This is a genomic window from Nocardioides bruguierae, from assembly GCF_023656415.1.
Taxonomy (GTDB): domain Bacteria; phylum Actinomycetota; class Actinomycetes; order Propionibacteriales; family Nocardioidaceae; genus Nocardioides; species Nocardioides bruguierae.
In genome coordinates, this window is sequence record NZ_JAMOIL010000040.1 from 1 (window position 1) to 26615 (window position 26615).

Here is a 26615-nt window from a genome sequence, read left to right on the forward strand (position 1 = left end):
CCCCCCCCGGCCCGGCGCGGGGGGCGCGGCGCGGGGCGGGGCCGGGCGCGCCACCTCGGCGCGGCTGTCGCGCAGCCGCGCGGCCAGGTCGTCGGCACGGCGCCGCTCGGCGGCCGCGGCCGGCCCGACGGGCACCCCCGCGGCCCGCGCCCCCTCGGCCACGGCCTCCGCGGAGCGCATCTGCGCCGCCCGGGTGTCCCTGGCCTCCTGGCGGGCCTCGGCGAGGCGCCGACGCAGGTCGCTCACCTCGGCGCGCAGCGCGTCGGCCTCCACCTTGGCACCGGCCCTGGCCTCCACGAGGGCCTGCTCGGCGGCTGCGGTGCGGGCGCGGGCCCGGTCGAGGGCGGAGGACTCCTCCGCCTCCTCCCGGGCGTGCACCTGCGCGAGGGCCGGTACCAGGACGTCCTCCCAGCCCTCGGGCCGCACCAGCCAGGCGCGCGCGGCCACGGTCGCCGGGTCGTCCGCGTCCGAGCCCTCGCCCGCCCCGCGCGCGACGAGCACGTGCGCGACCCGCTCACGCAGCCCGTCGTCCACGAGAGCGTCGAGCACCGCGTTGCTGCCCAGCCGTGCGCGGCGGCCCGGGGCGAAGGCCGCCACCCGCCGCAGCGACGGCGGCAGCTGGGCGACGTCGGGCAGGACGGCGGCGACGAGCACGACCACCTTGGCACCCACGGCCTCCGGCAGCCCGCGGGGCGAGGCGGGCACCACGTCGCTGCTGCCCACGTCCCCCGCCTCCTCGCTCCCGCCCGGCGGGTCCGTGCCCGCTCGCGGGCGGGCGCACGATCGTGTCCCGCGCCCACCCTAGAGCCATCCGAGAGCCACCCGGGGGTGCGCCGGGAGCGCAGGAGGGCGTGCTGGAGGGCGCGCAGGAGGGCGGCCAAGAGGGAACGTCCCGGGACGTCCGGGGAGCCGGGAAGGGACGTCGGCACCGGCGCGAGTGCGACCGGCTGTCGGTGCTCGCTCGTAGCGTCCTCGCCATGCAGCACCCGCAGCCACCCTCCCGGTGGGAGGAGCAACGCTCGTTCGACCAGCTGGGTCGGCCTCTGCGCGACCTCACCTTCTGCGTGGTCGACCTCGAGACCACCGGCGGTTCGGCCGCCCAGGGCTCGATGATCACCGAGATCGGCGCGGTGAAGGTCCGCGGCGGCGAGGTGCTGGGCGAGTTCCAGACGCTGGTCGACCCCGAGGGGCCGATCCCGGCCTTCATCTCGGTGCTCACCGGCATCACCGACTCCATGGTCGTCGCCGCGCCCCGCATCGACACGGTGCTGCCCGCGTTCCTGGAGTTCGCGGAGGGCTGCGTGCTGGTCGCCCACAACGCGCCGTTCGACGTCGGCTTCCTCCAGCACTTCGCCGCGGCCCAGCAGCGCCCGTGGCCGCGGTTCGAGGTGCTGGACACCGCCCGGCTCGCCCGGCGGCTGGTGACCCGGGACGACGCGCCCAACTGCAAGCTCTCCTCCCTCGCGCAGCTGTTCTCGGCCACGACCACCCCGAACCACCGGGCCCTGGCGGACGCCCGCGCCACGGTGGACGTGCTGCACGGCCTCATCGGCCGGCTCGGGGCCCAAGGGGTGCAGACCCTCGAGGAGCTCCAGACCTACACCTCGCGGGTGACCTCCGCCCAGCGGCGCAAGCGGCACCTGGCCGAGCCGCTGCCGGAGAAGCCCGGGGTCTACCTCTTCCGCGACGACGACGAGCGCGTGCTCTACGTCGGCACGTCCAAGAACCTCCGCACCCGGGTGCGGTCCTACTTCACCGCCTCGGAGACCCGCTCGCGCATGGGCGAGATGGTCCGCCTGGCCGCCCGGGTCGAGGGCATCGAGTGCGCGACGCCGCTGGAGGCCCAGGTCCGCGAGCTGCGGCTCATCGCCCAGCACAAGCCGCGCTACAACCGCCGCTCGCGACACCCGGAGCGCACCCACTTCGTCAAGCTCACCCGTGAGGCGTGGCCCCGTCTGTCGGTGGTCACCCGCGTCGCGGACGACGACGCCGACTACCTGGGCCCGTTCGGCTCCCGGGGCCGCGCCCTGGAGGCCCTGGAGGCGTTGCACGAGGTCTTCCCCGTCCGCCAGTGCACGCAGCGCCTGGGCAAGCGACCGCGCGGCAGCGCCTGCGCGCTGGCCGAGATGGGCCGCTGCCTCTCCCCCTGCGACGGGTCGGTCGACGCCCTCACCTACGACGCGGTGGTGCGCTCCCTGCGCGAGACGCTGGTCTCGCGCCCCGACGAGGTCGTCGACCTGGTCCTGCACCGGATGGCCGACCTCTCCGCCGAGGAGCGGTTCGAGGACGCGGGCCGCCACCGTGACCGGCTCGCGGCCTTCGTCCGCGCGGCCGCCCGCACCCAGCGGCTCGGCTCCCTGACCGCCTGCCCGGAGGTCGTGGCCGCGCGCCGCGAGGACGACGGCCGGTGGGCGGTCCACGTGGTGCGCCGCGGGCGCCTGGCGGCGGCCGGGGTCATCCCGTCCGGCAGTGACGCCCACGCCTTCGTGGACGTGCTCCGTGCGGGTGCCGAGACCCTGGAGCCGGAACGGGCCCAGGCCCCGGGCCCGGTGCCGGCGGCGACCGCGGAGGAGACGGAGAAGGTGCTGCGCTGGTTGGAGCAGCCCGGGGTCCGTCTCGTGGAGGTGGAGGGCGAGTGGACGTGCCCGGTGGCCGGTGCCGGCCGCTCGTTGGCGCTGCTGGCGCCCGCCGGTCACGGCACAGGACGCGAAAGGACGCGCGACGGAGGCGGAGAGCGGGCCCAGCGGACCGGGCGGCCGCACGGGGAGGGCGCGGCACGACACGCCACCGGCGCTGCCGCCGCGGGCGCGGCCGTCGTAGCCTCGGGCTCGTGATCACCGCCATCGTCAACGTGCACGCCCAGGTCGACCGCATCCCGGAGGTCGCCGAGGAGATCGCCTCGCTCGAGGGCGTCTCCGAGGTCTACTCCGTCACCGGCGACGTCGACCTCGTGGCGCTGGTGCGGGTCAAGCACGTGGAGGACGTCTCCTCCGTCGTGGCCGACCGCCTGAACAAGGTGCCGGGCGTGACCTCGACCGAGACCCACATCGCGTTCCGCGCCTACTCCCGCCTGGACCTGGAGCAGACCTTCTCCGTCGGCCTGGACTGATCGCGACGATCCGTGGACGGCGGCCGGGGCGTCCTACCCTGCGCCGGTGATCCCCCTCGTCTCCGTCCCGGACGGCCCCCTGCTCGAAGCGTTCGGCTGGGCGGGCAGCGCCCTGCTGGTGCTCTCGCTCACCCAGCAGCGGGTGCTGCGGTTCCGGGTGCTCAACCTGGCGGCGGGCCTGGCCCTGCTGCTCTACAACCTGCTGATCGGCGTGTGGCCGATGGTCGGGCTCAACGCCGTCACCAGCGCCATCAACGTGTGGTTCCTGGTGCAGCTGACCCGTCAGCGCCACGACGAGGCGAGCTTCGCGGTGCTGCCCGTCGCCGGTGGCGACGCCTACCTGCGCCACGTGCTCGACACCCACGCGAGCGACATCCGGCGCTACCAGCCGGACTTCGACCCCGCGGCGGCCCTGGACGAGCGGGACCTGGCCTTCGTCGTGCAGCGCGGCGACGAGACCGTCGGCCTGGTGGTGCTGCGGCGCGACGGCGACGTGGCCCGGCTGCGGCTGGACCACGTGACGCCCCGCTACCGCGACTTCACGCCCGGAGAGTTCGTGTTCCGCCGCTCCGAGGTGCTGCGCGACCTCGGCTTCCGGCACGTCATGACCCCGCCGCAGATGGTGGGCGCCTACTACGACCACATCGGCTTCCGCGCCAACGGCCGCGAGTTCGTGCTGGACCTGGAGCCACGCGGCTGACCCGGGCCGGGAGGGGCCGCCGCTCAGGCGGTGGCCGCCACCCAGCGCTCCAGGACCGCGGCCGCAGCCCCGGTGTCGACCGCCTCGGCGGCCCGCTTCATCCCGGCCGCGAGAGCGGCGAGGGGCTCGGCCCCCGGCTCGTCGAGCACCGCCAGCGCGGCGCCGGCGTTGAGGAGCACCGCGTCCCGCACCGGGCCCTGCTCGCCGGCGAGCAGGCGGCGCACCACGTCCGCGTTGTAGGCGGGCTCGCCGCCGCGCAGGTCCTCGGTGCTCGCGCGGGCCAGGCCGAGGTCGGCCGGGTCCACGGTCACCGGACGCACGGCGCCCTCGTGCACCACCCACACCGACGAGGTCGTGGTGGTGGTCAGCTCGTCCAGGCCGTCGTCACCGCGCAGCACCCAGGCGTCCACGCCGCGGTCGGCGAAGACCTGCGCCATCACCGGCGCGGTGCGCGGGTCGGCCACGCCGATGGCCTGCGCGCCCGGCCGCGCCGGGTTGGTCAGCGGCCCGAGCAGGTTGAACGCCGTGCCGATGCCGAGCTCGCGCCGGGGCGCGGCCGCGTGCCGCATGGCGGGGTGGAAGGCCGCGGCGAAGCAGAAGGTGATGCCGACCTCGGAGGCGAGGGGGCCCACCCGGTCGACGGGCACGTCGAGGCGCACGCCGAGGGCCTCGAGGACGTCGGCCGAGCCGGACTTCGAGGACGCGGAGCGGTTGCCGTGCTTGACCACGCGCGCACCGGCACCCGCGCTGACGATGGCCGCCATCGTGGAGATGTTGACCGACATCGAGCGGTCGCCACCGGTGCCGACGATGTCCAGCGTCCGGCCCGGGACGCGGATCGGGGTCGCGACCTCGTACATCGCGTCGACGAGACCCGTGAGCTCGGCCGCGGTCTCGCCCTTGGCCCGCAGGGCCACCGCGAAGCCGGCGACCTGCGCGGGGGTCGCGTCCCCGGCGAGGATCTCCCCCATCGCCCACGCGGCCTCGTCGGCCCCCAGGTCACGCCCGGCGACGAGGGAGGAGAGGACGTCGGGCCAGGTGGTGGCGGCGCCCACGCCTCAGGCCTGCGTCGCGGGGACGCGGGGCAGCAGCAGGCCGGAGACGGCCTCGGCCAGCTGCACCGGGTCCAGCGGGTGGGGCACCGCCGCCTCGGCGCGCGACCAGGTGGCCAGCCACGCGTCCTGGGGGCGGCCCGTGAGCACCAGCACCGGCGGGCACGCCGGGAGCTCGTCCTTGACCTGCTTGGCGATGCCCATGCCGCCAGCGGGGACGGCCTCGCCGTCCAGGATCGCCAGGTCGATGCCGCCGGCGTCCAGGTGCTGCAGGACGACGGGCTCGGTGGCCACCTCCACGTACTGCAGCTCCGGCAGGTCCGGGTGCGGACGGCGACCCAGCGCGAGGATCACCTGCTGGCGGGTGCTGACGTCGTCGCTGTAGACGAGGACCGTCAGCGGGGCACGGGAGTCGGTGGAGTCGCTCACGTCGGTCATCGTAGGCCCAGCACCCCGGGTGCGCGCGAGGGCCGAGCGGCACGTCGGGCGCCGGGCGACGCCCGGCCGGGCACAGCACCGGTCACGACACCGGTCACAGTCGGGTCACAGCCCTCGCACGGACGCGCCGGATCGGGGACCCGGTATGGAGTTCCGCAGAGCCTCGTCCATAATGCTCCCGTGGCTACTGCGGCTTCTCTCCCTGCATCCCGGCTCCACGGGAATCACGACCGACCGGACATGGTCAGCGTCGGGACGATCATCTGGCTCTCGAGCGAGCTGATGTTCTTCGCGGCCCTGTTCGCGGCGTACTTCACCATCCGCTCGGTCTCCCCCGAGCTGTGGGCGCAGAGCACCGAGGTGCTCGACGTCCCCTTCGCGCTGGTGAACACGACGATCCTGGTCCTGTCCTCCGTGACCTGCCAGCTCGGCGTCTTCGCCGCGGAGCGCGGCCAGGTGGGCCGCAAGGGCTCGCTGCTGCAGGTCAGCGACTGGGGCCTGCGCGAGTGGTTCCTGCTCACCTACGTGATGGGCGCCGTCTTCGTCGGCGGTCAGGCCGTCGAGTACGCGAACCTCGTGCAGGAGGGCCTGACGATCCAGGCCTCCGGCTACGGCTCCATGTTCTACCTGACCACCGGCTTCCACGGCCTGCACGTGACCGGCGGTCTCCTCGCCTTCCTGCTCGTCCTGGGCCGCACGTACCTGGCCCGGCGCTTCACCCACGAGCAGGCCGTCAGCGCGATCGTCGTGTCCTACTACTGGCACTTCGTGGACGTCGTGTGGATCGGCCTGTTCGCCACGATCTACATCCTGCAGTGAACGCCTGAGCACGACCTGGGCGTAGTCTGATACATCCCCTTTGATCGAGGACCTCCACTGTGCGTTTCCTGAACCGTTCCGCTGGACGACTGTCGCGACACCGCCGCGGCCGTCTCGCGGGCGCCGTCGTCCTGCTCCTCGGCCTCGTGGCCGCAGGGTCGCTGTACTCCCTGGTCTCCACCGGCGCCACGTCGTCGGCGAGCGCGAGCAGCACGTCGTCCAACGACGAGCTGGTCTCGGAGGGCCGCAAGCTCTTCCTCGTCAGCTGCTCGAGCTGCCACGGCACCAACGGTGAGGGCATCGAGACGCTGAACGGCGACCAGTACGGCCCCTCCCTCGCGGGCGTGGGCGCCGCCGCCGTCGACTTCCAGGTCGGCACCGGCCGCATGCCGATGGCGCAGCCCGGCCAGCAGGCCGAGGCCAAGCCGGCCGCCTTCACCCAGGACGAGATCGACGCGCTCGGCGCGTACATCGCCTCCCTCGCGCCCGGCCCGGCCGTGCCCGACGAGAGCGACTACTCGATCGCCGACCTGACCGAGGAGGAGCAGCAGGAGGCCATCGTGCGCGGTGGCCAGATCTTCCTGACCAACTGCACCGCCTGCCACAACTTCGAGGGCTCCGGCGGCGCCATGCCGCGCGGCGGCCACGCCCCGCAGATCCGCGGCGTGGAGGCCAAGTACATCTACGAGGCCCTCCTCACCGGCCCGCAGCAGATGCCGTCCTTCAGCGACGGCAACCTGACGCCGGAGGAGAAGCGCGACGTGATCGCCTACCTCGACTCGCTCGACACCAACACCGGCTACGGCGGCTTCGGCATGGGCGGCTTCGGCCCCGTGGCCGAGGGCCTCTTCGCCTGGGTCGTCGGCATCGGCTCCATGGTGGGCTTCGCGGTCTGGATCGCGGCCCACTCCACTCGCTCGAAGAGGAAGAAGGCCACCGCGTGAGCGACCTGACCCCCCACGACGACTCCCACGAGGACGTTCCCGCCTCCGTGGAGCCGGTGCAGGACCCGGGTCTGCCCGAGCACACGTGGCGGCCCACCGACGTCGACGAGAAGGCCGAGAAGCGCGCCGAGCGCCAGGTCGCCGGCATGTTCGGCCTCTCCATCGTCTCGGTCGTCCTGTTCTTCGTCGTCTACTTCACCGCCGACGTCGGCGATGACTGGACGACCTTCCTCGGCCTGGGTGCCTCCAACGTGGGCCTCGGCGTCTTCCTGGGCCTGGCGCTGCTCCTGATCGGTGCCGGCGTCATCCAGTGGGCCCGCAAGCTCATGAGCGACCACGAGATGGTCGAGATGCGCCACGCGATCGCCTCCCCCGAGGAGGACCGCGCCGCCACGCTCGCCGCTCTGGACGCCGGCCTGACCGACGCGGGCATCGCCCGTCGCCCGCTGGTGCGCAACTCGCTCTTCGCCGCCGTCGGCGTCGTGGCCCTGTCCCCGATCGTGCTGCTGCGCGACCTGGGCCAGACCAACGCCCAGGTGACCGAGGAGGCCGAGTACCCCGGCGCCGGTCTCGAGCACACCGTGTGGGCCGCCGGCATGCGCGTCGTCCGTGACGCGGTCGGCACCCCGGTCAAGGCCGCCGACCTCCAGATCGGTGACCTGGTGAACGCTCAGCCGGAGGCGATCTTCCCGACCGAGGAGAACGGCTACCCCGACCTGGAGGGCGCTCCCCTGCAGATCGCCAAGTCGAAGGCCGCGATCGTCGTCGTCCGCATGGACCAGGACGCCTACGTGCCCGGTGAGGGCCGTGAGAACTGGGACGTGGACGGCATCGTCGCCTACTCCAAGATCTGCACGCACGTGGGCTGCCCGATCAGCCTCTACGAGCGCACCACGCACCACCTCCTGTGCCCCTGCCACCAGTCGACGTTCGACCTGTCCGACTCCGGTCGGGTCGTCTTCGGCCCGGCGGGCCGGCACCTCCCCCAGCTCCCGCTGGACGTGGACGACGAGGGCTACCTCATCTCCCGCAGCGACTTCACCGAGCCGGTGGGCCCCAGCTACTGGGAACGTGACAGCAAGCCGATCGGCGAGCAGGGAGAGGCTGACGTATGAGCATCGACACCAGCAAGGTCGCGACCACGACCAGCGGCGCCGTGAGCAGCAAGCCCACCAAGGTCGGCGCCGTGGCGACCTGGGCGGACGAGCGCCTCGGCCTCGGCACCGCGATGAAGAAGAACCTGCGCAAGGTCTTCCCGGACCACTGGTCCTTCATGCTGGGCGAGGTCGCCCTGTGGAGCTTCGTGGTCCTGCTCCTGACGGGCGTCTTCCTCACGCTGTGGTTCCACCCCAGCATGGCCGAGGTCGCCTACCAGGGCTCCTACGACCAGTTCCGCGGCGTGGAGATGTCGGACGCCATGGCGTCCACCATGCACATCAGCTTCGACGTGCGCGGCGGCCTGCTCATGCGCCAGATGCACCACTGGGCGGCGATGCTCTTCATCGCCGCGATGATGGTGCACCTGCTCCGCGTGTACTTCACCGGCGCCTACCGCAAGCCCCGCGAGATCAACTGGGTCATCGGCTCGCTGCTGCTGCTTCTGGGCACCCTCGAGGGCTTCACCGGCTACTCGCTGCCCGACGACCTGCTCTCGGGCACCGGTATCCGCGCCGCGGACGGCTTCATGAAGTCCATCCCCGTGGTGGGCACCTACCTGTCGTTCTTCCTGTTCGGTGGCGAGTTCCCGGGTGAGTCGATCATCCCGCGGCTCTACACCATCCACGTGCTGCTGATCCCGGGCGTGCTCCTGGCGCTGATCGCCGCCCACATGCTGCTGCTCGTCTCGCACAAGCACACGCAGTGGCCTGGCCCCGGCCGCACGGAGAACAACGTCGTGGGCTACCCCCTCATGCCGGTATACATGGCCAAGGCCGGCGGCTTCTTCTTCATCGTGTTCGGCGTGACCGCCCTCATGGGTGGCCTGCTCGGCATCAACCCGATCTGGAAATACGGCCCCTACGACCCGACCAAGATCACCGCGGGCCTCCAGCCCGACTGGTACATGGGCTGGCCGGACGGCGCGCTGCGCATCATGCCGGGCATCGAGTCCCACATCGGTGGCTACACGATCGCCTGGAACGTCTTCCTGCCGATCATCGTGCTGCCGGGCGTCATGTTCACGATCCTCATGCTCCTGCCGTTCCTGGAGTCCTGGATCACCGGTGACAAGCGCGAGCACCACCTGCTCGAGCGTCCGCGCAACGCGCCCACGCGCACCGCGGTGATGGTCTCGCTCATGACGTTCTACGGCCTCATGTGGGCCGCGGGCGGCAACGACCTGATCGCGATCCACTTCGACCTGAGCATCAACCAGATCACGTACTTCATGCGCGTGCTGGTCTTCGTCGGGCCGGCGATCGCCTTCTACATCACCCGTCGCTGGTGCATCTCCCTCCAGCGTCACGACAACGCCGTGCTGACCCACGGCCGCGAGACGGGCGTCATCAACCGCTCGCCCGAGGGCGGCTACAGCGAGAAGCACGAGGCGGTCTCCGCGGAGCGCGCCTACACGCTCACCTCGCGGCCCCGCGACGAGGTGTACAGCATCGCCGCGGACAAGGACGCCAACGGCGTCCAGCGCCCCACGGGCCGCCTCTCCGGCCTCCGTGAGCGTCTCTCGCACCTGTGGTTCGCCGACAACGTGCAGAAGCCCACGCAGGAGGAGTACGACGAGGGCCAGGAGCACCTGGCGCACGCCGACCACGACGACCACGCGGAGCTGGGCTCCAAGCACTGATCCGCGTCACCGTCTCCACGACGAAGCCCCTCCCCGGTCCACCGGGGAGGGGCTTCGTCGTTCCTGGCGTCGGGTGCCTTGCACGGGGCTGCCGGGGACGGTCTCGAGATGCAGCGGGCCCTGTCCCCTCCCCCACCGGCGTTCCGCCGTGCCGGCGCCGGACGCTGCGTCAGGCCAGCGCGGAGCCCTTGCGCCACTGCCGGAACGACTCGTTCCAGTCGCCCCAGCCGTTGGTGAGCGTCATGTCGTTGCCGTTGGTCCCCGTGGTGACCACGACGTCGCCGCGACGAGACATCTCGTAGAGCCACCCGGCGTTCGCCGTGCTCATGCCGGTGCAGCCGTGGGAGACGTTCGCGTTGCCCTGGCTCGAGACCGACCAGGGCGCCGCGTGGATGAACTCCCCGGAGTAGGTCAGGCGCATCGCCCACTTCACCCCCGAGATGTTGTAGGCCTCGGCACCGGAGATGCCGACGGTCTCGGAGTTCATCCGCTTGCTGGCGAACTTCTCGATGATCACCTTGGTGCCGTTGCGGGTGTCGAACCCGGGCTTGCCGGTGGTGATGGGCAGCGTGCGCAGCAGCTTGCCGTTGCTGAAGACCTTCATCTCGTGGGTCTTGGCGTTGACCCGGTAGACGTGGGCGTCGCCGACGTCGAAGGAGACGCTGCGGCTGAGCTGTCCGTAGACGCCGTCGCCGGCGTCCACGCCGTTGACGGCCACGTCCACGGTGACCTTGCTGCCGGCCTGCCAGTAGGACTTGGGGCGCCAGTGCACCTCGTGCTGGCTGAGCCAGTGCCACGCGCCGTCCTGGGCGGGCTGCGCCGTGACCGTCATCTGGCGCTCCATCGCCGCCTGGTCCGAGACGGCGACGTCGAACGTGACGATGACGGGCATGCCGACGCCGACGGTCTCGCCCTCGAGCGGTGCGATCGAGGGATAGGTCTGCTGGGCCAGCGTCAGGTCCTGGGTGCGGAAGGTGACCTTGCGGTTCACCTTCGCCCCGTCGTCCCCGACCGCGACGGCCCGCACCTGGTAGGTGGTGCCGGGCTCGAGCCGGTCGTCGGCCCGCCACGAGTACTGGTTCTCGGCCATCGTGCCGGGCAGCTCCTCGCCGCCGTCGGCACGCACGGCCACCTTCGTCAGGGTGGCGTTCGCGACCGTGACCGTGACGACCCGCGACACGGGCACGTCCTCCTCTCCTCCACCGCAGTTCACGGTGACGGAGGCCGGCGAGACGCTGGGCTCGCTGCTGCTGGAGGAGTCCGCCGCACTGCTGGCGTCCCCCGTCCCGGTGCCGCCGGTCGACCCCGAGGCCGCGGTGTCGTCCTGGCAGGCGGTCAGCGCGACCGCGGAGGCGGCCAACGTGCCCAGCAGGACGCCGCGGCGCGGCAGGGCGGAGGTGCGGAACGGGGTCATGCAGGAGCTCCCGAGAAGACGAGGTGCTGGTACCCCTCCAGCGTACGTCGGGTCCCTGTGAGCCCCACCCTCGCGGGTGCGGCGAGGCGGCGTGCTCCCACCGTGGCCGGCTCCGAACGCCACAGGGCCCCGCCCGCGGATCGCGGACGGGGCCCTGGGAGGAGGAACCGGGTGCGGCGGGTGCGCCGCGATGGCTCAGTGGGCGAACTCGCCCCGGTAGTACTCGAAGACCAGGCCGCACACGGCGATGATGCCGGGCACCGCACCGATGATGGCCAGCCACCAGGCCTGGAGCGCCACCGAGTAGCAGATGACGCCGAGCGCCAGCGCGCACCACAGGGGCCACCACGAGAACGGCGCGAAGAAGCCGTACTCACCGGCGCCGTCGGCGATCTCGCCGTCCTGACGGTCCTCGGGGCGCTCGTGCCCGCGCTTGGCGATCACACCCAGGTAGAGGGTGATCAGCGCCGTCAGCAGCGCGGTCATGAGCAGCGCGACGGTGCCGGTCCAGTCGCCGCCGGTGGCACCGGCGGAGGTGATCAGCCAGTAGGCCGGCGTCACCAGGACGAAGAAGACCGTGCAGATCGCAAAGATCCAGGACTCCGCCTTCATCGGGCGCCCCCTTCACCGTTGTTCTCGTCGAGCATCTCCTGGCGACCGTTCACGTCGGGCGCGTCCGCGGCGTGGCCGTTGGCCATCGCCATGTTGTGCTCCAGCTCCAGCGCGGCGATCTCCGGGTGGTGGAGGTCGAACGCCGGCGACTCCGAGCGGATGCGCGGCAGGGTGTGGAAGTTGTGCCGCGGCGGCGGGGAGGCGGTCGCCCACTCGAGCGAGCGGCCCCAGCCCCACGGGTCGTCCATGTTGACCATGGGCGCGTTGCGGCTGGTCCACACGTTCCAGAAGAACGGCAGCATCGAGAGGCTGAGCAGGAACGCCCCGACCGTCGACACCTGGTTGAGGAACGTGAACCCGTCGCCGGGCAGGTAGTCCGCGTAGCGGCGCGGCATGCCCTCGACGCCCAGCCAGTGCTGGACCAGGAAGGTGGTGTGGAAGCCGATCGTCAGCAGCCAGAAGTGCAGCTTGCCGAGACGCTCGTCCAGCATCTTGCCGGTGAACTTGGGCCACCAGAAGTAGAAGCCGGCGAAGGTCGCGAACACCACGGTGCCGAAGACCACGTAGTGGAAGTGCGCCACCACGAAGTAGGAGTCCGAGACGTGGAAGTCCAGCGGGGGGCTGGCCAGGATGACGCCGGTCAGGCCACCGAAGAGGAAGGTGACCAGGAAGCCCACGGACCAGAGCATGGGGGTGTCCATGCTGATCGAGCCGCCCCACATGGTGAAGATCCAGTTGAAGAACTTCACGCCGGTGGGTACCGCGATCAGGAACGTCATGCCGGAGAAGAAGGCCACGTCCACGGCACCGGTGACGAACATGTGGTGGGCCCACACGGCCACCGACAGGATCGCGATGCCGAGCGTCGCGCCGACCAGGCCGACGTAGCCGAAGATCGGCTTGCGGCTGAAGACCGGGAGGATCTCCGTCACGATGCCGAAGAACGGCAGCGCGATGATGTAGACCTCCGGGTGACCGAAGAACCAGAACAGGTGCTGCCACAGGATCGGGCCGCCGTGCGCGGTGTCGTACACGTGCGCGCCGACCAGACGGTCCGCGGCCAGCATCAGCATCGCGCCGGTGAGCACCTGGAAGGCGATCAGGGCGAGCAGGCTGGTGATCAGCGTGTTCCACACGAAGATCGGCATGCGGAACATCGTCATGCCCGGCGCACGCATGCAGATGATCGTGGTGATGAAGTTGACCGAGCCGAGGATGGTGCCCAGGCCGGACATGTACAGGCCGAGGATCCACAGGTCGCCACCGGCACCCGGGGAGCGCACCGCGTCGGAGAGCGGCACGTAGGCGAACCAGCCGAAGTCGGCCGCACCGGTCGGGGTCAGGAAGCCCGAGAGGACGATCAGGCCGCCGATCGCGTAGAGCCAGTAGCTCAGCGCGTTCAGGCGGGGGAACGCCACGTCGGGGGCACCGATCTGCAGCGGCATGATCACGTTGGCGAAGCCGAAGAACGCGGGCGTCGCGAACATCAGCAGCATGATCGTGCCGTGCATCGTGAAGAGCTGGTTGTACAGCTCGTCGTTCACGACCTGCTGGCCCGGGTAGGCCAGCTCGGCGCGGATGAACAGGGCCATGACGCCGCCGATGAGGAACCAGGCGAACGACGTGACCAGGTACATCTTGCCGAGCAGCTTGTGGTCGGTCGTGGTCAGGATGGTGGCGAGGTGCTCGCCGAGCGGGCGGCGCCCGCCCCCGGGCGCCGCGGTGCCCGGTGCTGCTGCGGTGGCGGTCATTCGCCGTCCTCCTCGGTCTCGAGACCGGCCTGGGTGTTGGCCTCGGAGCCACCGATCAGCGGCAGCTCGGAGGTCTGGCCGGCGTCCTCCAGGGCCTGGACGGCCGCCTCGTACTCGTCGGGCTCGACGACCTCGACGTTGAAGAGCATGCGGGAGTGGTACACGCCGCAGAGCTCGTAGCACTTGCCGGCGTAGGTGCCGGTCTCGGTCGGGGTCACCTGGAAGGTGTTCACCCGGCCCGGGATGACGTCCATCTTCATGAGGAAGCCGGGGACGCCGAAGTCGTGGATCACGTCGGGCGAGTGCAGGTTGAACCGCACGGTCTCGCCGACGGGCAGGTACAGGGTCGGGATGTCCGACGGGGTGCCGACTGTGTAGGCGTACTCCGAGTAGGGGTACACGTCGTCCATCTTGTCGTCGTCGGCGGTCCAGTCCTGCTCGCCGATGCCGTAGTTGAACGTCCACTGCCACTGCTGGCCGGTGACCTCGACGGTCAGGTCGGGCTCGGTGGAGGTGTCCAGCAGGATCTCCTGCGTGCGCACGGTGTGGGCGAAGAGCACCACGACCATGATCACCGGGACGATCGTGTAGAAGATCTCCAGGGGCAGGTTGTAGCGCGTCTGGACCGGGATCTCGTCGGCGCTGCGGCGCCGGTAGACGATGACCGCGTAGGCGATGAGGCCCCACACGATGACGCCGATGACGAGCGCGGCGATCCAGGAGCCCTGCCACAGGGCGAGGGTGGACTCACCCTGCTCGGTGGCCGGTTCGGGCATCGCGATCCGGGACCACTCACCCTGCGCCTCGGACGAGCAGCCGGCCAGGGTGGCGACGGCGAGGCCCGTGGCGGCGAGCGCCGCGGCACGAGCACCGCGGCGACGACGTCCCGGGGCCCTCTTCGGGAGCTGCAGACTCAACGCTGGAGCCTTCCTCTCAAACGAACAGAAGTACGCCGCAGGGTACCGCGAGCAGATCTGCGACAGCGCCACCGGGTACCTCCTGCGCGCGTCCCGCGCCGCCGGGGGCACAGGTCGCCCACAGGCTGGTGCGGGGGCTGCTCTCAGTCTCTCCCGAACTCGTGCACACCGCTACCTCGGTGTCCTCTCAGGAAGACGCCCGACCGCAGGAGCGCCGCGAGCGGGCCTCCTGCCGCGCCGGGTGGCGCCCGGTGCCGGGCGGCCGACGTCCAGCCCGGACGCCTACGCTGCGAGGCGTGCAGGACCAGACCGACCCCGCCCCCGCGTCCACCCCCGCGTCCACCCCCGCGTCCGCGCCCGTGCTGCTGGACGCCGCGGCGGGCCGTCCGCTGCACCCGGCTGCGCTGGAGGTCCTCGACGCCGCGCTGGCCCGGGGCTGGGCCGACCCCCGGGCGCTGCACCGGGCCGGGCGGGACGCGCGGCTGCTGCTGGAGAACGCCCGCGAGGTCGTCGCCGGGTCGCTCGGGGTGCGCCGGGACGAGGTGCGGTTCACCTCCCCCGTCGACGCGGTGCAGCGAGGCCTGCTCGGCCTGGCCCGGGCCCGGCTCGACGCCGGGGCCCGCGACCTGGTGCTGGCGCCGGTCGAGCACGCCCACGTGCGCCACGCCGCGTCCTGGTGGGCGCAGGTGCACGGCGGGTCCGTGCACGAGGCCCCCGTCGGTCGCGACGGCCGGGTCGACCTGGACGCGCTGGAGCGCCTGGCGCGCGCTCCCGGCACCGCGGCCGTCGCCCTGCAGCTGGCCAACCACGAGATCGGCACCACCCAGCCCGTGGGCGCGGTGGCGCTCCCGGAGTCCGTGGACCTCTTCGTCGACGGCTCCGCGAGCCTCGGCCTGCTCGACCTGCCGCGCGAGGGCTGGGCGGCGGCCGCGGGGCACGCGACCTCGTGGGGCGGGCCCGGCGGCGTCGGGGTGCTGCTCGTGCGGCACGGCGCCCGGTGGCTCAACCCCTTCCCCGGCGACCCCGGGCCGCAGGACGCCGGCGGGGCACTGCCCGACGCGCCGCTCGCCCTCGCCGCGGCTGCGGCGCTGCGGGGCACGCTCGCGGAGCGGGCGGGGGTCGACGCGCGTCGTCGCCGGCTGGTGGACCGGATCCGGGCGACCGCGGCGACGCTGCCCGACGTCGACCTCGTCGGCGATCCCGACGACCGGCTCCCCCACCTGCTGACCTTCTCCTGCCTCTACCTGCCCGGTGACGCGCTGGTGCGCGAGCTGGACCGGCACGGGTTCGCCGTGGCCAGCGGCTCGGCCTGCACCGCCTCGACCCTGGAGCCGAGCCACGTGCTCGCCGCCGTCGGGGCGCTGACGCACGGCAACGTCCGCGTCTCCCTGGCCCCCGAGGTCACCGACGACGACGTCGAGCGCCTGTGCCACGTGCTGCCGGACGTCGTCGCGCGGCTGCGCGCGGAGGTCGGCCTGTGAGCGACGGGGCACCCGAGGTCACGAGCGGGGGGATGGGCGGGACGACGGGCAGCGGCGCCGCCCTGCCCGAGCCCGCGCTCGAGCTCGACTGCCGGGGGCTGCCCTGCCCGCGGCCCGTCATCGAGCTGGCCCGCCACCTCGGCGACGTGGCGCCGGGCGAGGTGCTGGCCGTGGTCGCCGAGGACCCGGCGGCGCGGGCCGACGTGCCCGCCTGGGCGCGGATGCGCGCCCAGGAGTACCTGGGCGAGGACGTCGCGGTCGACGGCGTGGCCCGGTACCTGGTGCGCCGGCGGGACTGACGCGCCCCCCGGCGGCGGGGCTCAGGGCAGGTGCGGGGCGACCTCGTCGGCCGGCACGTCGCCGTAGGAGTCGCGCACGCGCCGCAGGAAGCCCGCCGAGGAGAACGCGTACTCCTGGGTGCCGACGGTCTCCACGACGTAGGCGGCCAGCACGCAGCCGACCTGGGCGGCGCGCTCGAGGCCGAGGCCCCACGAGGCGGCCGCGAGGAACCCCGCCCGGAACGCGTCGCCCACGCCGGTGGGCTCCACGGCGGTGACGTCGGCGGCCGCGGCGACCACGACGTCGTCCTCGCTGCGGCGGCGGATGCGGACGCCGTCCTTGCCGAGAGTGGTGACCTGCACGCCGACGCGGGCCAGGACCTCCGCGTCGTCCCAGCCGGTCTTCTGGGCGATCATGTGCGACTCGTACTCGTTGGAGAACAGGATCGCGGCGCCGTCGACGAGGTCGCGGATGAGGTCGCCGTCGCCGAAGGCCAGCTGCTGGCTGGGGTCGGCGATGAAGGCGTAGCCGCGCTGGCGGCACTCCTGCGTGTGGCGCAGCATCCCGTCGGGGTCGTCGGCGCCCACGAGGACGTAGGAGGGGGCGCCCAGGGACTGGGTGATCGGGCCGAGCTCGATCATCCGGGCCTCGCTCATGGCGCCCGGGTAGAACGAGGCGATCTGCGCGCCGGTGGGGTCGGTGGTGCACACGAACCGGGCGGTGTGCCGGGACTCGGAGATGTGCACGTGGCTGCAGTCGACGCCGTGCCGCTCCAGCCAGGACCGGTAGTCGGCGAAGTCCTCCCCGGCCGCGCCGACGAGCACGCCGCGCACGCCCAGCACGCCGAGCCCGAAGCACATGTTCGCGGCGACGCCGCCGCGGCGGATCTCCAGGTCGTCGACGAGGAAGGAGAGCGACACCTTGTCCAGCTGCTCGACCACGAGGGAGTCCCGGAACGTGCCGGAGTAGCCCATCAGGTGGTCGGTGGCGATCGACCCGGCGATCAGGAGGGGGCCGGCGGCGTCGGTGGGGGCGGACGAAGGGCCTGCATGCGCGTCGGACACGTCCCGGAACACTACCCCGCAGTACCGGCGCCCTTTCCGACGCGGGTGCGCTTCGAGGCGGTGAGGTCGTCGATGGCCGGCTGGTAGGCCGGGCCCGCCGGCTGGAGCGCCGGGCTGTTCGGGTCGGGCACGTCGGTCGGCGCGACGCCGGTCTGCAGCCACTGCAGCGGAACACCGGTGACCAGCGCCCACAGCTTGATCGTGATGGCTCGCACGTCGCGGTTGTCGTTCTCCGCGTTCGTGATCGTGCCGTGGGAGACGCCGAGCTCGTTGGCGAACTCGCGCGCCGTCATGCCGGTCTTCTGGCGTGCCTTGCGCAGGCGGTCGCCTTGCGTCCACTGCGGGATCGCACCGTTGGTCTCGTTCCACATGCCGACCATGGTGCCCAGTTTCACGAAGTTTCGCAAGCAGGGGCAGAAGTTTCTTCAAGAAACTTCACGCCCAATGTTGTGAAAATGCCCTACTTACGACATGCTCCAACCATGGAAGTTCGTCCCGCCCTTGACCTGGCGCCCAACAACGTGGACGCGCTCAACGTCGTGATGGCAGCGGCCGAGCTCGGCGTCAGCCGCAGCACGGTCCTGTACCAGATCAAGGCCGGCCGCATCGCGGCCCAGAAGATCGGCGAGGGCCGGACGTCGTCCTACGCCATCGCCCGCACCGAGATCGAGCGCCTCAAGGCGCAGCGCGCCTCCTAGCCCCGGTGGACGGCCCGCCCGAGCCGGGTGAGCGGTCTGCGTCCTCGTCAGCAACGGCCCCTTAACCGGGGGCCGTCCACCGGCATCCCCTCACGCCCGCAGGAAGGAGACACCCGCTCGTGAACGTCGACATGCTCACCGCGGCCGGCCTCGGCGCCGTGTACGTCTCCCGCCCCACCGGCGTCGCCCACGTCTACGTGGGCCCACTCACCCCCGGCGGGCATGTCCCCCGTGCCCGCCGGGCCTACTGCCGTGCCCACACCCGCCGCCTCACGGTCATCCAGACCGGTCGCCTCGCATCGACCGGCCCCGTCAGCGGCCACCGCGTGTGCGCACGGTGCGTCACCTGCCTGTCCAAGGGGGCCAGGCAGTCGACGCCCACCGGCCCGGGCCCGGTCGCCTCTCCCGACCAGGCCCGGGCCACCACCCCTGTGCCCGCCACGCCGGCCAGCACCAGCACCAGCGCCAGCGCGGCGGAGCCGTTCCGGCCGACCCGCGACCAGTACGCCGCCCGGTACGCCGACCTCACCTACCTCGACGCGTGGGCCCAGGTCATCGCCGCCGAGACGCTCGCCGAGCTCGAGCACATCGCGCACGTCTCCCTCCTGGTCCTCGGCCACCGCGCCAGCGAGCAGCGCATGGCCGCCGCCCTCGCGAGCGCCCGCCCCGGCCGCCCGGTCCGGCACGAGGAGACCCGCGTCGCCGCGACCCTCACCGAGCTGATCTCCATGCGCCGCGAGCGGTTCGCCGGCCAGCCCCACGCCGCCCTGTGGGCCGACCTCGACGCCGCGTCCCTCGCCGCGACCGAGAACCGCAAGGCCGCCGCCCGCGAGATCCGCAAGGACAAGGCCCGCCGCGAGCACGACCTCGGCATCAACCGAGCCCGCACCCACACGCCCCTGCCCCCGCAGACCCCCGACCAGGGCCCCCGCCCCGGCCGCCGCAAGACGAGCACCAAGACCAGCACCAGGACCCGGAATACCTCCACCCGCAGGAGCAACCCGTGAACCAGCTCGACAGCACCCAGAACGAGACCCTGTCCTACTCCTTCAACGGCCACCCGATCCGGATGGTCATCGTCAACGGCGACCCGTGGTTCGTCGCCGGCGACGCAGCCAGCGTCCTCGACTACCGCGAGGCGTACCACCTCACCCGCGGACTCGACGACGACGAGAAGGGTCCCCACGTGGTGAGTACCCCTGGCGGAGACCAGACCGTCACCATCATCAACGAGGCCGGCCTCTACTCCGCCATCATCCGCAGCCGCGCACCCCGCGTCCGCGACTTCAAGCGGTGGGTCACCCACGAGGTCCTCCCCTCCATCCGCCGCACCGGCTCCTACGGCACCCCGGTTCCCCAGCGCGAGCTGTCCCGCCTCGAGCTGATCGAGCTCGCCCACGCCGCCGAGACCGAGCGCATCGCCGCCGAGGCCCGCGCACGGGCCATGGAGGCCCAGCGCGACGCCCTCGCCGCCCCGGCCGCCCGCTGGCAGGAGATCGCCTCCGCCAACGGCGACTTCTCCGTCGGGGACACCGCCAAGATGCTGTGCCGCGCCGGCGCGCAGACCGGCCAGAACCGGCTCTTCGCCGTCCTCAACAACCTCGGCTGGGTCTACCGCCGCGGCGGCGGCGCCTGGCGCGCAACCCAGCGCGCCATCGAGCAGCGCCTGGTCACCGAGCGTCCCCAGCGGCCCCGCACCGACCGCGACGGCCAGCTCCACCAGGTCGCCCCGCAGATCCGCGTCACCGGCAAGGGCTTCGAGCGGCTGTGCACCGAGTTCCACATCGCCCAGACCACCGCGCTGGCGGTGGTCTGAGTGGACACCCTGACCAGCGGCCCCGCCGTCCTCATCCTCGCCCCGATGCTCGTCCTCACCGTCCTCGGTGTCGTCGACGGCATCCGCGCCTGGTGGCGCCGCCGCCGCGCCAAGCCCCGCCGCGCCACCGGCGCGCGGCCGGCCACCGCCCGCACCAGCCTCCCGCCCCGCGGGCTCCGCCCCGCCGGCCACCCGGCCCCGGGCCGTCGCGTCGTCACGGGGGTGACCCGATGACCCCCTGGTCCGTCACCCGCACCGTCATCGCCGTCACCGGCTGGGCCCTCGCCATCAGCGCCGACGCCGCCCGCGACCGCCTCCGCGGCGGCCCCCTCGCACCCACCCGCGACCAGCAGACCAAGGCCCGCCTGTACGCCGACCTGACCGACACCGACCGCGCCACCTACACCGCAGCCCACGAGCAGCGCCACCCCAACTGCCGGTGTACCACCGCCCCGGCCGCCACCGCGAAGGGCTGGCCGGCCGACGCCGACTTCGCCGCCTGGGAACGCGAGCTGGAGGACGGCCAGCCGTCCAGCCCCGGGGAGGTCGGCTGATGCTCGCCGGCTTCAAGGCGGAGAACCACCCGCAGCAGACCGCCGTGCGCGGCGCCCTGGACTCGATCGACGACCGGGGCACGAAGTGGGAGTTCATCCACGAGCTGGAGGCCCGCTTCGGCGCACCATTCACGCTCGACGTCGCCGCCGCCCCGCACAACGCCAAGGCGCCCCGGTTCTTCTCGATCGCGGACGACGGCCTCGCCCAGGACTGGTCCGGCCGCGTCTGGTGCAACCCGCCCTTCTCTCGCGTCCCCGGGGTCACTGACCTGGGCTCCTGGGTCCGCAAGGCGTGGGACTCCTGGCAGGAGTGCGAGCGGATCGTCATGCTCGTCCCGGCCAACCGCGTCGAGCAGGCGTGGTGGCAGGACCACGTCGAGCCGTTCCGCGATCGAGCCGACTCGCCGCTGCGCGTGGAGTTCCTGCGCGGCCGGATGCGCTTCGACCACCCCGAGGGCTGGGACTGCCCCACCAAGGGCGACCGGCCGCCGTTCGGCATCGCGCTGCTGATCTGGGAGACCAGCTCGGTCCGTCCCGAGGATGGCCGCGCGTGACCCTGCCCGTCGAGATCGTCCTCCCCTGGAAGACGCCTCCCACGACCGCGAACCAGGCCCTGCGCTCCACCAAGCCCAAGGCCCGGGCGCTGAAGGTCGAGCAGCTCCTCACGGAGGCCATGTGGGCCATCACCGCGGCCCGCCCCGCACCCGTGCACGAGCGGGTGCTGGTGGTCCTGCACTTCCGGCCGGCGAACAATCAGCAGCGCGACGCCGACGGCATGTTCCCCCTCCTCAAGGTCGTCCAGGACGCGCTCGTGAAGAAGGCCATCCTGCCCGGCGACCACTTCAAGGTCGCCCCCGCCGCCACGTGCTGGATCCACGACCCCGTGAAGGGCGTCCGCGACGGCTGCATGTGGGTCGAGCTCGCCCCGGCCCCGGCCGCCCGGGAGTCGTTCCCCGACGGCGTCGTCCGGCCCGTGCACACCACAAACCAGGAAGCCGGCCCCAGCACCAGCACCAGCACGCGCACGACCGAAGGAACACCGCAGTGAGCATCGAGGCCATGACGTGGGCCCTGAGCGTCAAGGTGGGCGACCCCCGGGGGAAGCTCGTCCTGCAGTCGCTCGCGAACCACGCCCACAAGGACGGCCGGCACGCCTTCCCGTCGAAGGCGACCATGGCCGAGGACGCCGAGTGCTCCGAGCGCACCGTCGTCCGCATCCTCCAGCGCCTCCAGGCCCAGGGCCTGATCCGCCAGGGCGACCAGCGGCAGGTGGCCTACATCCGCGCCGACCGCCGCCCCACCGTCTGGGACCTCGCGATGAGCGACACCACCCAGGCCGCCTGGGCAACCCCGGAGACGCGCCCCGACACGACCCTTGGCACTGCCCCCACCGGCCACACCGGCCCCACCGGCCACACCGACCCGGCACAGGCCGCCGGTCAGGACTCCCCCGCACGGGGTGTCACCGTGTCACCCCGTCACGAGGTCACGGGGTGTCAGCCTGTCACCCCGTCGATGGCCCACGGGGTGACACACGGGGTGACAGATTCGACGCCACGGGGTGACACAGCTGTGTCACCCGACCCGTCCTTGACCCAGGGACTACCCCCCCAACCCCCCGCCAGCGGGGGGAGCGACGCGGCCAGCCAGACCACCAGCCGCCCCACCGCAGCGGCCCCGGCCATCACCACCGCCAGCACCAGCCCGGCCGGCTCCGCCGCCGAGCAGCCGACCGGCTGCCCCCGGCACACCGACGCCCCCGGCGACTGCTGCCGGGCCTGCGGCACCACGCCCCGCCAGATGGAGAAGTCCCGCCGCCGCGCCGCCGTTCTCGACAACCGCGACCGTCGCCTCCGCGACCAGGCCGACCGCGCCGCAGCCCGCGCCGAGACCCGCGGCACCTCGCCGGCCGCCAAGGCCGCCGCGCAGACCGCCCGCCAGCAGATCGCCGCCCATCGGCACGCCGCCCAGGCCCGGGAGACCGCGGGGGCTGACCGATGACCGACCCGACCAGCACCAGCAAGCACGGCGCCGAGGCCGGGCAGATGCCGGATCGCCTCGGCGCCCGGGACTACGAGCGCCTGGAGTTCGGCCGCCTCCGGTTCAAGCACGCCGGGGCGAAGGAGACCGCCGTGTACGCCCGGTGGCGCGAGTCCCTGACGAAGTTCGTCGCTCGGTTCAACGCCCTCCTCGACCACCCCGACGCCCTGGCCTACGACCCGGCGACCGTCACCCGCGAGCGCCGCCTCCGCGCCCTCCGCGCCCACGCCCGCCGCAACCCCACCGGCCCCCAGACCGCCCTCGACACCCACCAGCCCCAGCAGGCGCAGCAGCAGGCCGACCAGTCAGGAGACGTCCGGTGATCCCGTCCAGCAGCGAGAACCCCCACGCTCGCCGCGTCGGCTGTGTCCGCGTCGCCGACACCCAGACCATCATCAGCCAGCACATCACCGAGCTCGTCGGCCTCCTCCCCGCCCTCCACGACCTCACCACCAGCCGACAGCGGTCCCTCGGGTTCATGACCACCAGCGGCGCCGAGGCCGCCGACCGCCTCGCCCGCGAAGAGCGCGCCGACCGCCTCGCCCAGCCCGACCGAGGCCAGGACGGCCTCGGGCAGGACTGGCTCAACCGCGACCACCGCGTCGCCGGCACCGGCCGCATCCCCGCCCCCGGCAACGAGCGGGGCGTCCTGACCGACGTCGACGTCACCTACGTCCTCGCCTGGCACACCCACCGCCTCGAGCAGCACCTGCGCCGCAACCACCTCCGCGTCCCCGGCGACGAGCACCGCGCCACCCGCCCCGACGTCCAGCCCACCCGGCCCATGCCCCGGCCCCGCGGCTTCATCGGCCCCATGCCCGAGGGCCCGGCCACCGTCACCGCCGCCACCACCGTCGACACCACCCCCACCACCCTCGCGCACCGCCTCCGCGCGCTCGTCATGGCCTGCCCCTCCCGCACCCTCCTCCCCCAGGTCGACCACGACCTCCGCGACCTCGTCGACGACGTCCGCCTCGTCGTCGAAGGCAACGACCGCGTCACCCTCCCCTGGCCCTGCCCCTGGTGCGGCGACCACACCCTCGTCCAGTACCTCCACGACGCCGTGTTCGTCCGCTGCGAGGCCAACCACCGCGCCCGACGCCGCCGCCACCCCTGCGTCTGCCCCTACCCGCTCTGCGAGTGCAAGGCCGACCCCATCGCCTTCCGCCACGAGTGGCACATGAACCCCACCAGCAAGCTCCAGCGGCCCATCGAGGAGCTCGTCACCCGGGTCACCCGGGAGAAGGAGGCCACCATGGCCGAAACCCGAGCCCGCGACGCCGTCACCGCCGTCCGCGACCTCCACACCCACGTCACCATCCACGCCCCGGCAACCAGCTGCCCCGCCGCACACGACGAGCACTTCAACCCCGTCGAGCACGACCACGAGCACGTCGACACCGGCTACGGCGACGGCCCCGTCTGCCTCACCTGCCCCCCGGCCTACGTCTACTGCGACGAGTGCTCCCGCGGCCGCACCGACGTCCACATCCCGTGGCCCTGCCCCACCCTCCAGGCCATCGACGCCCACGACCCCGTCCCCGACCCGGCCGACGACACGCAGGCCGAGGTCATGCGCGACGTCCTCGACACCCTCGCCAACCGCTGACCCCTACCCGCCTGCCCACCTGGCCCACTGAGGAGACACCACCCATGGCCATCACCACCAACGGCGACGCCCAGGCCGCCATCGACCTGATCCGCCACGTCACCCGCGAGGCGCACCACGACCCCGACCGCATCCGCGCCGCCGTCGAGCAGCTCGCCAACAGCGCCGGCACCCGGATGCAGACCACCGTCATCTACGACAAGCACACCCTGGACGCCGCCCTCGTCGCCGCCCAGAAGGCCGCCCAGCACGGAGTGGACCGGTGACCTCCACGACGGTGCTGCCGCACCCTCCCGGCGCCGCGCTCGCGCAGACCGCACCCCACCCGGCGACCACGCACCGCGGCTACGACACCACCGGCATCGCCCACGACCCCGCCTGGGACAACGTCCTCGACCTCATGTCCGCCGGCGTCACCCAGCACGACGCCTCCCAGGCCGTGTGGGGCGACCCCGCCCGCATCCGCGACCACCGCCTCGCCGCCGTCATCACCGTCCGCGCCGGCTTCGCGACCGCCTTTCCCGACCTGCAGCTCCCGTCCCTGCACCTGCCCACCGATCTGCCCGGAGCCTGACCATGACCGCCACCACCGTCCGGCCCCTCGCCGGGTACGCCCTCATCAGCCCCTACGACCTCAAGCCGTCACCGAACAACCCCCGCGCCCAGCTCACCGAGATCACCGCGCTGGCACAGTCGATCCGCGAGAACGGCCTCATCCAGCCGATCATCGCCCAGCGCATCGACGGCGACGACAAGCTCCAGATCGTCGCCGGCCACCGCCGCCACGCCGCCGCGCTCCGCCTCCAGCTCGACGCCGTCCCGGTCATCGTCCGCAAGACGATGCTGCCCGACAGCGAACTCCTCACCATGCTCGTCGAGAACGGGCAGCGCGCCGGCCTGGACCCCATCGAGGAAGCCCGCGCGATCGCCAAGCTCAAGGCCACCGGCCTCACCGACGCCGAGATCGGCCGCCGGATCGGCCGCCCCCAGAACTACGTCAGCAACCGCCGCTCCCTCCTCGCGCTGGCCGTCGAGGACCAGGAGCAGCTCCGCAACGGGCAGATCTCCATCGCCGCCGCCACCAACCTCGCCCGCGACGCCTCCGGAACCGCCCGCCCCAACGCCCGCGGCAAGAAGTCCGCCCAGCACCTCTCCTCCACCCACCAGCTCGCCACCCGGGCCCAGGCCCGCTGCCGGCGGAACAAGCACAAGTCCAAGGGCGCCGCGTCCGTCGGCGGCATGGCCTGCGGCGAGTGCTGGGAGTCCGTGATCCGCGCCGACGAGCGCCAGCACCTCCACCACGTGTCCGGGCAGCAGGGCAAGTGCGTCCTGTGCGGCACGACCCACGACCCCGACCAGCCGGCCGACACCTCCGGCACGCCCACCGCCTGACCACCCCGCTGATGACCCAGGAGACACCCGTGACCACCACCCACCCCGACGTCCTCGAGCCCTACATCGAGGACGACGCCACCGAGCAGCACGAGAAGCCTGAGGTCGTCGACTTCGACGAGCTCATCCGCGAGGGCGCCGCCGGCATCGACCAGGCCCGCGCCACCCTCATCACCCACGTCGTCCGCGCACGCCGCGCCGGCCGCTCCTGGGCCGGGATCGCCGCCCCGCTGGGCATCACCCGCCAGGCCGCCTGGGAACGCTTCCACGGCCACGTCGACCACGCCGAGAGGCTCCTAGGCCCCGCCGACCCCGACACCACCGAGAACCCCGCCACGGGGCCGGCCGCATCGCGTCAGTCGTCCACGACCGACCAGCGCGAGGAGGGCTCCGGTGCCTGAGCAGCAGCCCGAGACTGAGGCGAAGGTCTGTTCCTGGTGCGGCGCCAGGCGGGCCGTCCTGGCCTACGGCGCGGCCTTGCCTGACGGAACTCGAAGCGTCGCTTTCATCTGCCATGAGTGCGACGGCCCCACCTTGGAAACGATGTGGGGGGCCGCTGGCGACCAGTCTGCGATCGCCGCTTGGGTCGCGGCGCAGGGTCGCCAGACTCGGCCCGCTCAGCAGGCCGCCGACGACCAGCCCGAGAACGGCGCAGTCCGTCCCGAGCCGTCGTCCACGAACGACCCAACCGAGGGGAGCCTGTGATGCCCGCCGAGACCGACGTGTACGCCGTGGGCGTCCTGCGACGCCTGCACACCATCCTCCGCGCGCTCACCGTGCGCCACCCAGCCCTGTCTGGTGCGCGCTGGAGGATAGCGCGCGGCGAGGTGCGCTCCCAGTGGCACCTCTGGCGCCACTGGGCCGCCGATCGCAACTGGCGCGCCATCCGAAACTCGTTCAACGGGTACCTGGCAGAGCACCAGCACGGCGGCCACAACGCCGGCAGAGGCTGGACTAAGCGCGCCGCGACTCGTCGTGTCGAGTCGATCTGCGACCAGTCAATCCGTCCCGAGCCGTCGTCCACCTCAGGGGAGGTCTCGTCATGAAGCTCGCGATCGCTGACCCCCCGTACCCGCCTCACCGCGCCACCCGCCGCGACCGGCCTGGCGGCCCCGAGCGTCTGATCGTG

The 26615-nt window shown here is 72.7% G+C and carries 33 protein-coding genes and 1 pseudogene; 25 read left to right on the forward strand and 9 right to left on the reverse strand.

All coding sequences use genetic code 11. From position 1 onward, the window contains the following. Positions 1-723: pseudogene (locus M8330_RS20020) on the reverse strand (hypothetical protein); the annotation flags it as partial. Positions 724-977: 254 nt separating this feature from the next. Between M8330_RS20020 and M8330_RS20025 the strand changes: the two are divergent. The 3 genes from M8330_RS20025 to M8330_RS20035 are packed head-to-tail and all read left to right on the forward strand — an operon-like array spanning position 978 to position 3809. Continuing rightward, the gene (locus tag M8330_RS20025; RefSeq protein WP_250828771.1) at positions 978-2834 is read left to right on the forward strand and encodes a DEDD exonuclease domain-containing protein; all 1857 of its coding nucleotides are present in this window, start codon (positions 978-980) and stop codon (positions 2832-2834) included. Next, a complete protein-coding gene (locus M8330_RS20030) occupies positions 2831-3109 on the forward strand; it encodes an Lrp/AsnC family transcriptional regulator (RefSeq protein WP_250056452.1) in 279 nt (92 codons plus the stop codon). The genes M8330_RS20025 and M8330_RS20030 overlap by 4 nt, the downstream gene beginning before the upstream one ends. A gap of 46 nt (positions 3110-3155) precedes the next feature. After that, positions 3156-3809 carry a hypothetical protein gene (locus M8330_RS20035; RefSeq protein WP_250828772.1) on the forward strand — a complete coding sequence of 218 codons (654 nt, stop codon included), beginning with the start codon at positions 3156-3158 and terminating at the stop codon, positions 3807-3809. Positions 3810-3832: 23 nt separating this feature from the next. On the opposite strand, the gene trpD is transcribed toward M8330_RS20035, so the two are convergent. After that, positions 3833-4864: an anthranilate phosphoribosyltransferase gene (gene trpD / locus M8330_RS20040; RefSeq protein ID WP_250828773.1), complete on the reverse strand. Its 1032-nt coding sequence runs from the start codon at positions 4862-4864 to the stop codon at positions 3833-3835. Positions 4865-4867: 3 nt separating this feature from the next. Then, positions 4868-5290 carry an Rv3143 family two-component system response regulator gene (locus M8330_RS20045; RefSeq protein WP_372490279.1) on the reverse strand — a complete coding sequence of 141 codons (423 nt, stop codon included), beginning with the start codon at positions 5288-5290 and terminating at the stop codon, positions 4868-4870. Positions 5291-5479: 189 nt separating this feature from the next. On the opposite strand from M8330_RS20045, the gene ctaE reads away from it, so the two are divergent. Genes ctaE through qcrB form a run of 4 tightly spaced genes read left to right on the forward strand, consistent with a single transcriptional unit; the run spans position 5480 to position 9859 of the window. Then, entirely contained in the window at positions 5480-6118 is a 639-nt protein-coding gene (ctaE, locus tag M8330_RS20050; RefSeq protein WP_308196319.1) for an aa3-type cytochrome oxidase subunit III, read from the forward strand. Positions 6119-6177: 59 nt separating this feature from the next. Continuing rightward, the gene (gene qcrC / locus M8330_RS20055; RefSeq protein ID WP_372490280.1) at positions 6178-7062 is read left to right on the forward strand and encodes a cytochrome bc1 complex diheme cytochrome c subunit; all 885 of its coding nucleotides are present in this window, start codon (positions 6178-6180) and stop codon (positions 7060-7062) included. After that, on the forward strand, positions 7059-8177 hold the full coding sequence (qcrA, locus tag M8330_RS20060) for a cytochrome bc1 complex Rieske iron-sulfur subunit (RefSeq protein WP_250056459.1): 1119 nt from the start codon (positions 7059-7061) through the stop codon (positions 8175-8177). The genes qcrC and qcrA overlap by 4 nt, the downstream gene beginning before the upstream one ends. Further along, positions 8174-9859 (forward strand): cytochrome bc1 complex cytochrome b subunit, encoded by a 1686-nt coding sequence (gene qcrB, locus M8330_RS20065; protein WP_250828775.1) that lies wholly within the window; start codon positions 8174-8176, stop codon positions 9857-9859. The genes qcrA and qcrB overlap by 4 nt, the downstream gene beginning before the upstream one ends. A gap of 169 nt (positions 9860-10028) precedes the next feature. On the opposite strand, the gene M8330_RS20070 is transcribed toward qcrB, so the two are convergent. From M8330_RS20070 to ctaC, 4 genes are all read right to left on the reverse strand, one after another. Then, positions 10029-11273: a L,D-transpeptidase gene (locus M8330_RS20070; protein ID WP_250828776.1), complete on the reverse strand. Its 1245-nt coding sequence runs from the start codon at positions 11271-11273 to the stop codon at positions 10029-10031. Between the two features lie 195 nt (positions 11274-11468). After that, positions 11469-11885 carry a cytochrome c oxidase subunit 4 gene (locus M8330_RS20075; protein ID WP_250056462.1) on the reverse strand — a complete coding sequence of 139 codons (417 nt, stop codon included), beginning with the start codon at positions 11883-11885 and terminating at the stop codon, positions 11469-11471. After that, on the reverse strand, positions 11882-13636 hold the full coding sequence (ctaD, locus tag M8330_RS20080; RefSeq protein WP_250056463.1) for an aa3-type cytochrome oxidase subunit I: 1755 nt from the start codon (positions 13634-13636) through the stop codon (positions 11882-11884). Before ctaD ends, M8330_RS20075 begins: the two co-directional genes overlap by 4 nt. Continuing rightward, positions 13633-14553: an aa3-type cytochrome oxidase subunit II gene (gene ctaC, locus M8330_RS20085; protein WP_250056464.1), complete on the reverse strand. Its 921-nt coding sequence runs from the start codon at positions 14551-14553 to the stop codon at positions 13633-13635. Before ctaC ends, ctaD begins: the two co-directional genes overlap by 4 nt. Positions 14554-14849: 296 nt before the next feature. Between ctaC and M8330_RS20090 the strand changes: the two genes are divergently transcribed. Both M8330_RS20090 and M8330_RS20095 read left to right on the forward strand, forming a co-directional pair. After that, positions 14850-16034 carry a cysteine desulfurase family protein gene (locus tag M8330_RS20090; RefSeq protein ID WP_250828777.1) on the forward strand — a complete coding sequence of 395 codons (1185 nt, stop codon included), beginning with the start codon at positions 14850-14852 and terminating at the stop codon, positions 16032-16034. A 32-nt stretch (positions 16035-16066) separates the two neighbouring features. Next, positions 16067-16333 carry a sulfurtransferase TusA family protein gene (locus M8330_RS20095; protein ID WP_250828778.1) on the forward strand — a complete coding sequence of 89 codons (267 nt, stop codon included), beginning with the start codon at positions 16067-16069 and terminating at the stop codon, positions 16331-16333. 21 nt (positions 16334-16354) lie between these two features. Here M8330_RS20095 and M8330_RS20100 read toward each other — a convergent pair whose 3' ends face one another. After that, on the reverse strand, positions 16355-17287 hold the full coding sequence (locus M8330_RS20100) for a carbohydrate kinase family protein (RefSeq protein ID WP_250828793.1): 933 nt from the start codon (positions 17285-17287) through the stop codon (positions 16355-16357). A gap of 101 nt (positions 17288-17388) precedes the next feature. Continuing rightward, positions 17389-17748, reverse strand: a complete 360-nt coding sequence (locus M8330_RS20105) for a helix-turn-helix domain-containing protein (RefSeq protein ID WP_250828779.1) — start codon at positions 17746-17748, stop codon at positions 17389-17391. Between the two features lie 111 nt (positions 17749-17859). On the opposite strand from M8330_RS20105, the gene M8330_RS20110 reads away from it, so the two are divergent. From M8330_RS20110 to M8330_RS20185, 16 genes are all read left to right on the forward strand, one after another. Next, the gene (locus M8330_RS20110; protein ID WP_250828780.1) at positions 17860-18075 is read left to right on the forward strand and encodes a helix-turn-helix domain-containing protein; all 216 of its coding nucleotides are present in this window, start codon (positions 17860-17862) and stop codon (positions 18073-18075) included. Between the two features lie 119 nt (positions 18076-18194). Continuing rightward, a complete protein-coding gene (locus tag M8330_RS20115) occupies positions 18195-19082 on the forward strand; it encodes a hypothetical protein (RefSeq protein ID WP_250828781.1) in 888 nt (295 codons plus the stop codon). Then, the gene (locus tag M8330_RS20120) at positions 19079-19891 is read left to right on the forward strand and encodes a BRO family protein (protein WP_250828782.1); all 813 of its coding nucleotides are present in this window, start codon (positions 19079-19081) and stop codon (positions 19889-19891) included. Before M8330_RS20115 ends, M8330_RS20120 begins: the two co-directional genes overlap by 4 nt. Next, positions 19892-20125 (forward strand): hypothetical protein, encoded by a 234-nt coding sequence (locus tag M8330_RS20125; RefSeq protein ID WP_250828794.1) that lies wholly within the window; start codon positions 19892-19894, stop codon positions 20123-20125. Beyond that, the gene (locus M8330_RS20130; RefSeq protein WP_250828795.1) at positions 20122-20445 is read left to right on the forward strand and encodes a hypothetical protein; all 324 of its coding nucleotides are present in this window, start codon (positions 20122-20124) and stop codon (positions 20443-20445) included. Before M8330_RS20125 ends, M8330_RS20130 begins: the two co-directional genes overlap by 4 nt. Beyond that, entirely contained in the window at positions 20445-20999 is a 555-nt protein-coding gene (locus M8330_RS20135) for a DNA N-6-adenine-methyltransferase (RefSeq protein WP_250828783.1), read from the forward strand. The genes M8330_RS20130 and M8330_RS20135 overlap by 1 nt, the downstream gene beginning before the upstream one ends. Further along, positions 20996-21493 (forward strand): RusA family crossover junction endodeoxyribonuclease, encoded by a 498-nt coding sequence (locus tag M8330_RS20140; protein ID WP_250828784.1) that lies wholly within the window; start codon positions 20996-20998, stop codon positions 21491-21493. Before M8330_RS20135 ends, M8330_RS20140 begins: the two co-directional genes overlap by 4 nt. Continuing rightward, on the forward strand, positions 21490-22446 hold the full coding sequence (locus M8330_RS22215; RefSeq protein WP_308196321.1) for a helix-turn-helix domain-containing protein: 957 nt from the start codon (positions 21490-21492) through the stop codon (positions 22444-22446). The genes M8330_RS20140 and M8330_RS22215 overlap by 4 nt, the downstream gene beginning before the upstream one ends. Beyond that, complete coding sequence (locus tag M8330_RS20150; RefSeq protein WP_250828785.1) at positions 22443-22808, forward strand: DUF3263 domain-containing protein; 366 nt, start codon at positions 22443-22445, stop codon at positions 22806-22808. The genes M8330_RS22215 and M8330_RS20150 overlap by 4 nt, the downstream gene beginning before the upstream one ends. Then, positions 22805-24094: a hypothetical protein gene (locus M8330_RS20155; RefSeq protein WP_250828786.1), complete on the forward strand. Its 1290-nt coding sequence runs from the start codon at positions 22805-22807 to the stop codon at positions 24092-24094. The genes M8330_RS20150 and M8330_RS20155 overlap by 4 nt, the downstream gene beginning before the upstream one ends. Before the next feature lie 44 nt (positions 24095-24138). After that, positions 24139-24360 carry a hypothetical protein gene (locus M8330_RS20160; protein WP_250828787.1) on the forward strand — a complete coding sequence of 74 codons (222 nt, stop codon included), beginning with the start codon at positions 24139-24141 and terminating at the stop codon, positions 24358-24360. Beyond that, positions 24357-24668: a hypothetical protein gene (locus M8330_RS20165; RefSeq protein ID WP_250828788.1), complete on the forward strand. Its 312-nt coding sequence runs from the start codon at positions 24357-24359 to the stop codon at positions 24666-24668. The genes M8330_RS20160 and M8330_RS20165 overlap by 4 nt, the downstream gene beginning before the upstream one ends. Before the next feature lie 2 nt (positions 24669-24670). Continuing rightward, positions 24671-25486 carry a ParB/RepB/Spo0J family partition protein gene (locus M8330_RS20170; protein ID WP_250828789.1) on the forward strand — a complete coding sequence of 272 codons (816 nt, stop codon included), beginning with the start codon at positions 24671-24673 and terminating at the stop codon, positions 25484-25486. Between the two features lie 29 nt (positions 25487-25515). Beyond that, complete coding sequence (locus M8330_RS20175) at positions 25516-25887, forward strand: hypothetical protein (RefSeq protein WP_250828790.1); 372 nt, start codon at positions 25516-25518, stop codon at positions 25885-25887. Next, positions 25880-26191, forward strand: a complete 312-nt coding sequence (locus M8330_RS20180; RefSeq protein WP_250828791.1) for a hypothetical protein — start codon at positions 25880-25882, stop codon at positions 26189-26191. Before M8330_RS20175 ends, M8330_RS20180 begins: the two co-directional genes overlap by 8 nt. Next, positions 26191-26532: a hypothetical protein gene (locus M8330_RS20185; protein WP_250828792.1), complete on the forward strand. Its 342-nt coding sequence runs from the start codon at positions 26191-26193 to the stop codon at positions 26530-26532. Before M8330_RS20180 ends, M8330_RS20185 begins: the two co-directional genes overlap by 1 nt. The last annotated feature ends 83 nt before the right edge of the window (positions 26533-26615 follow it).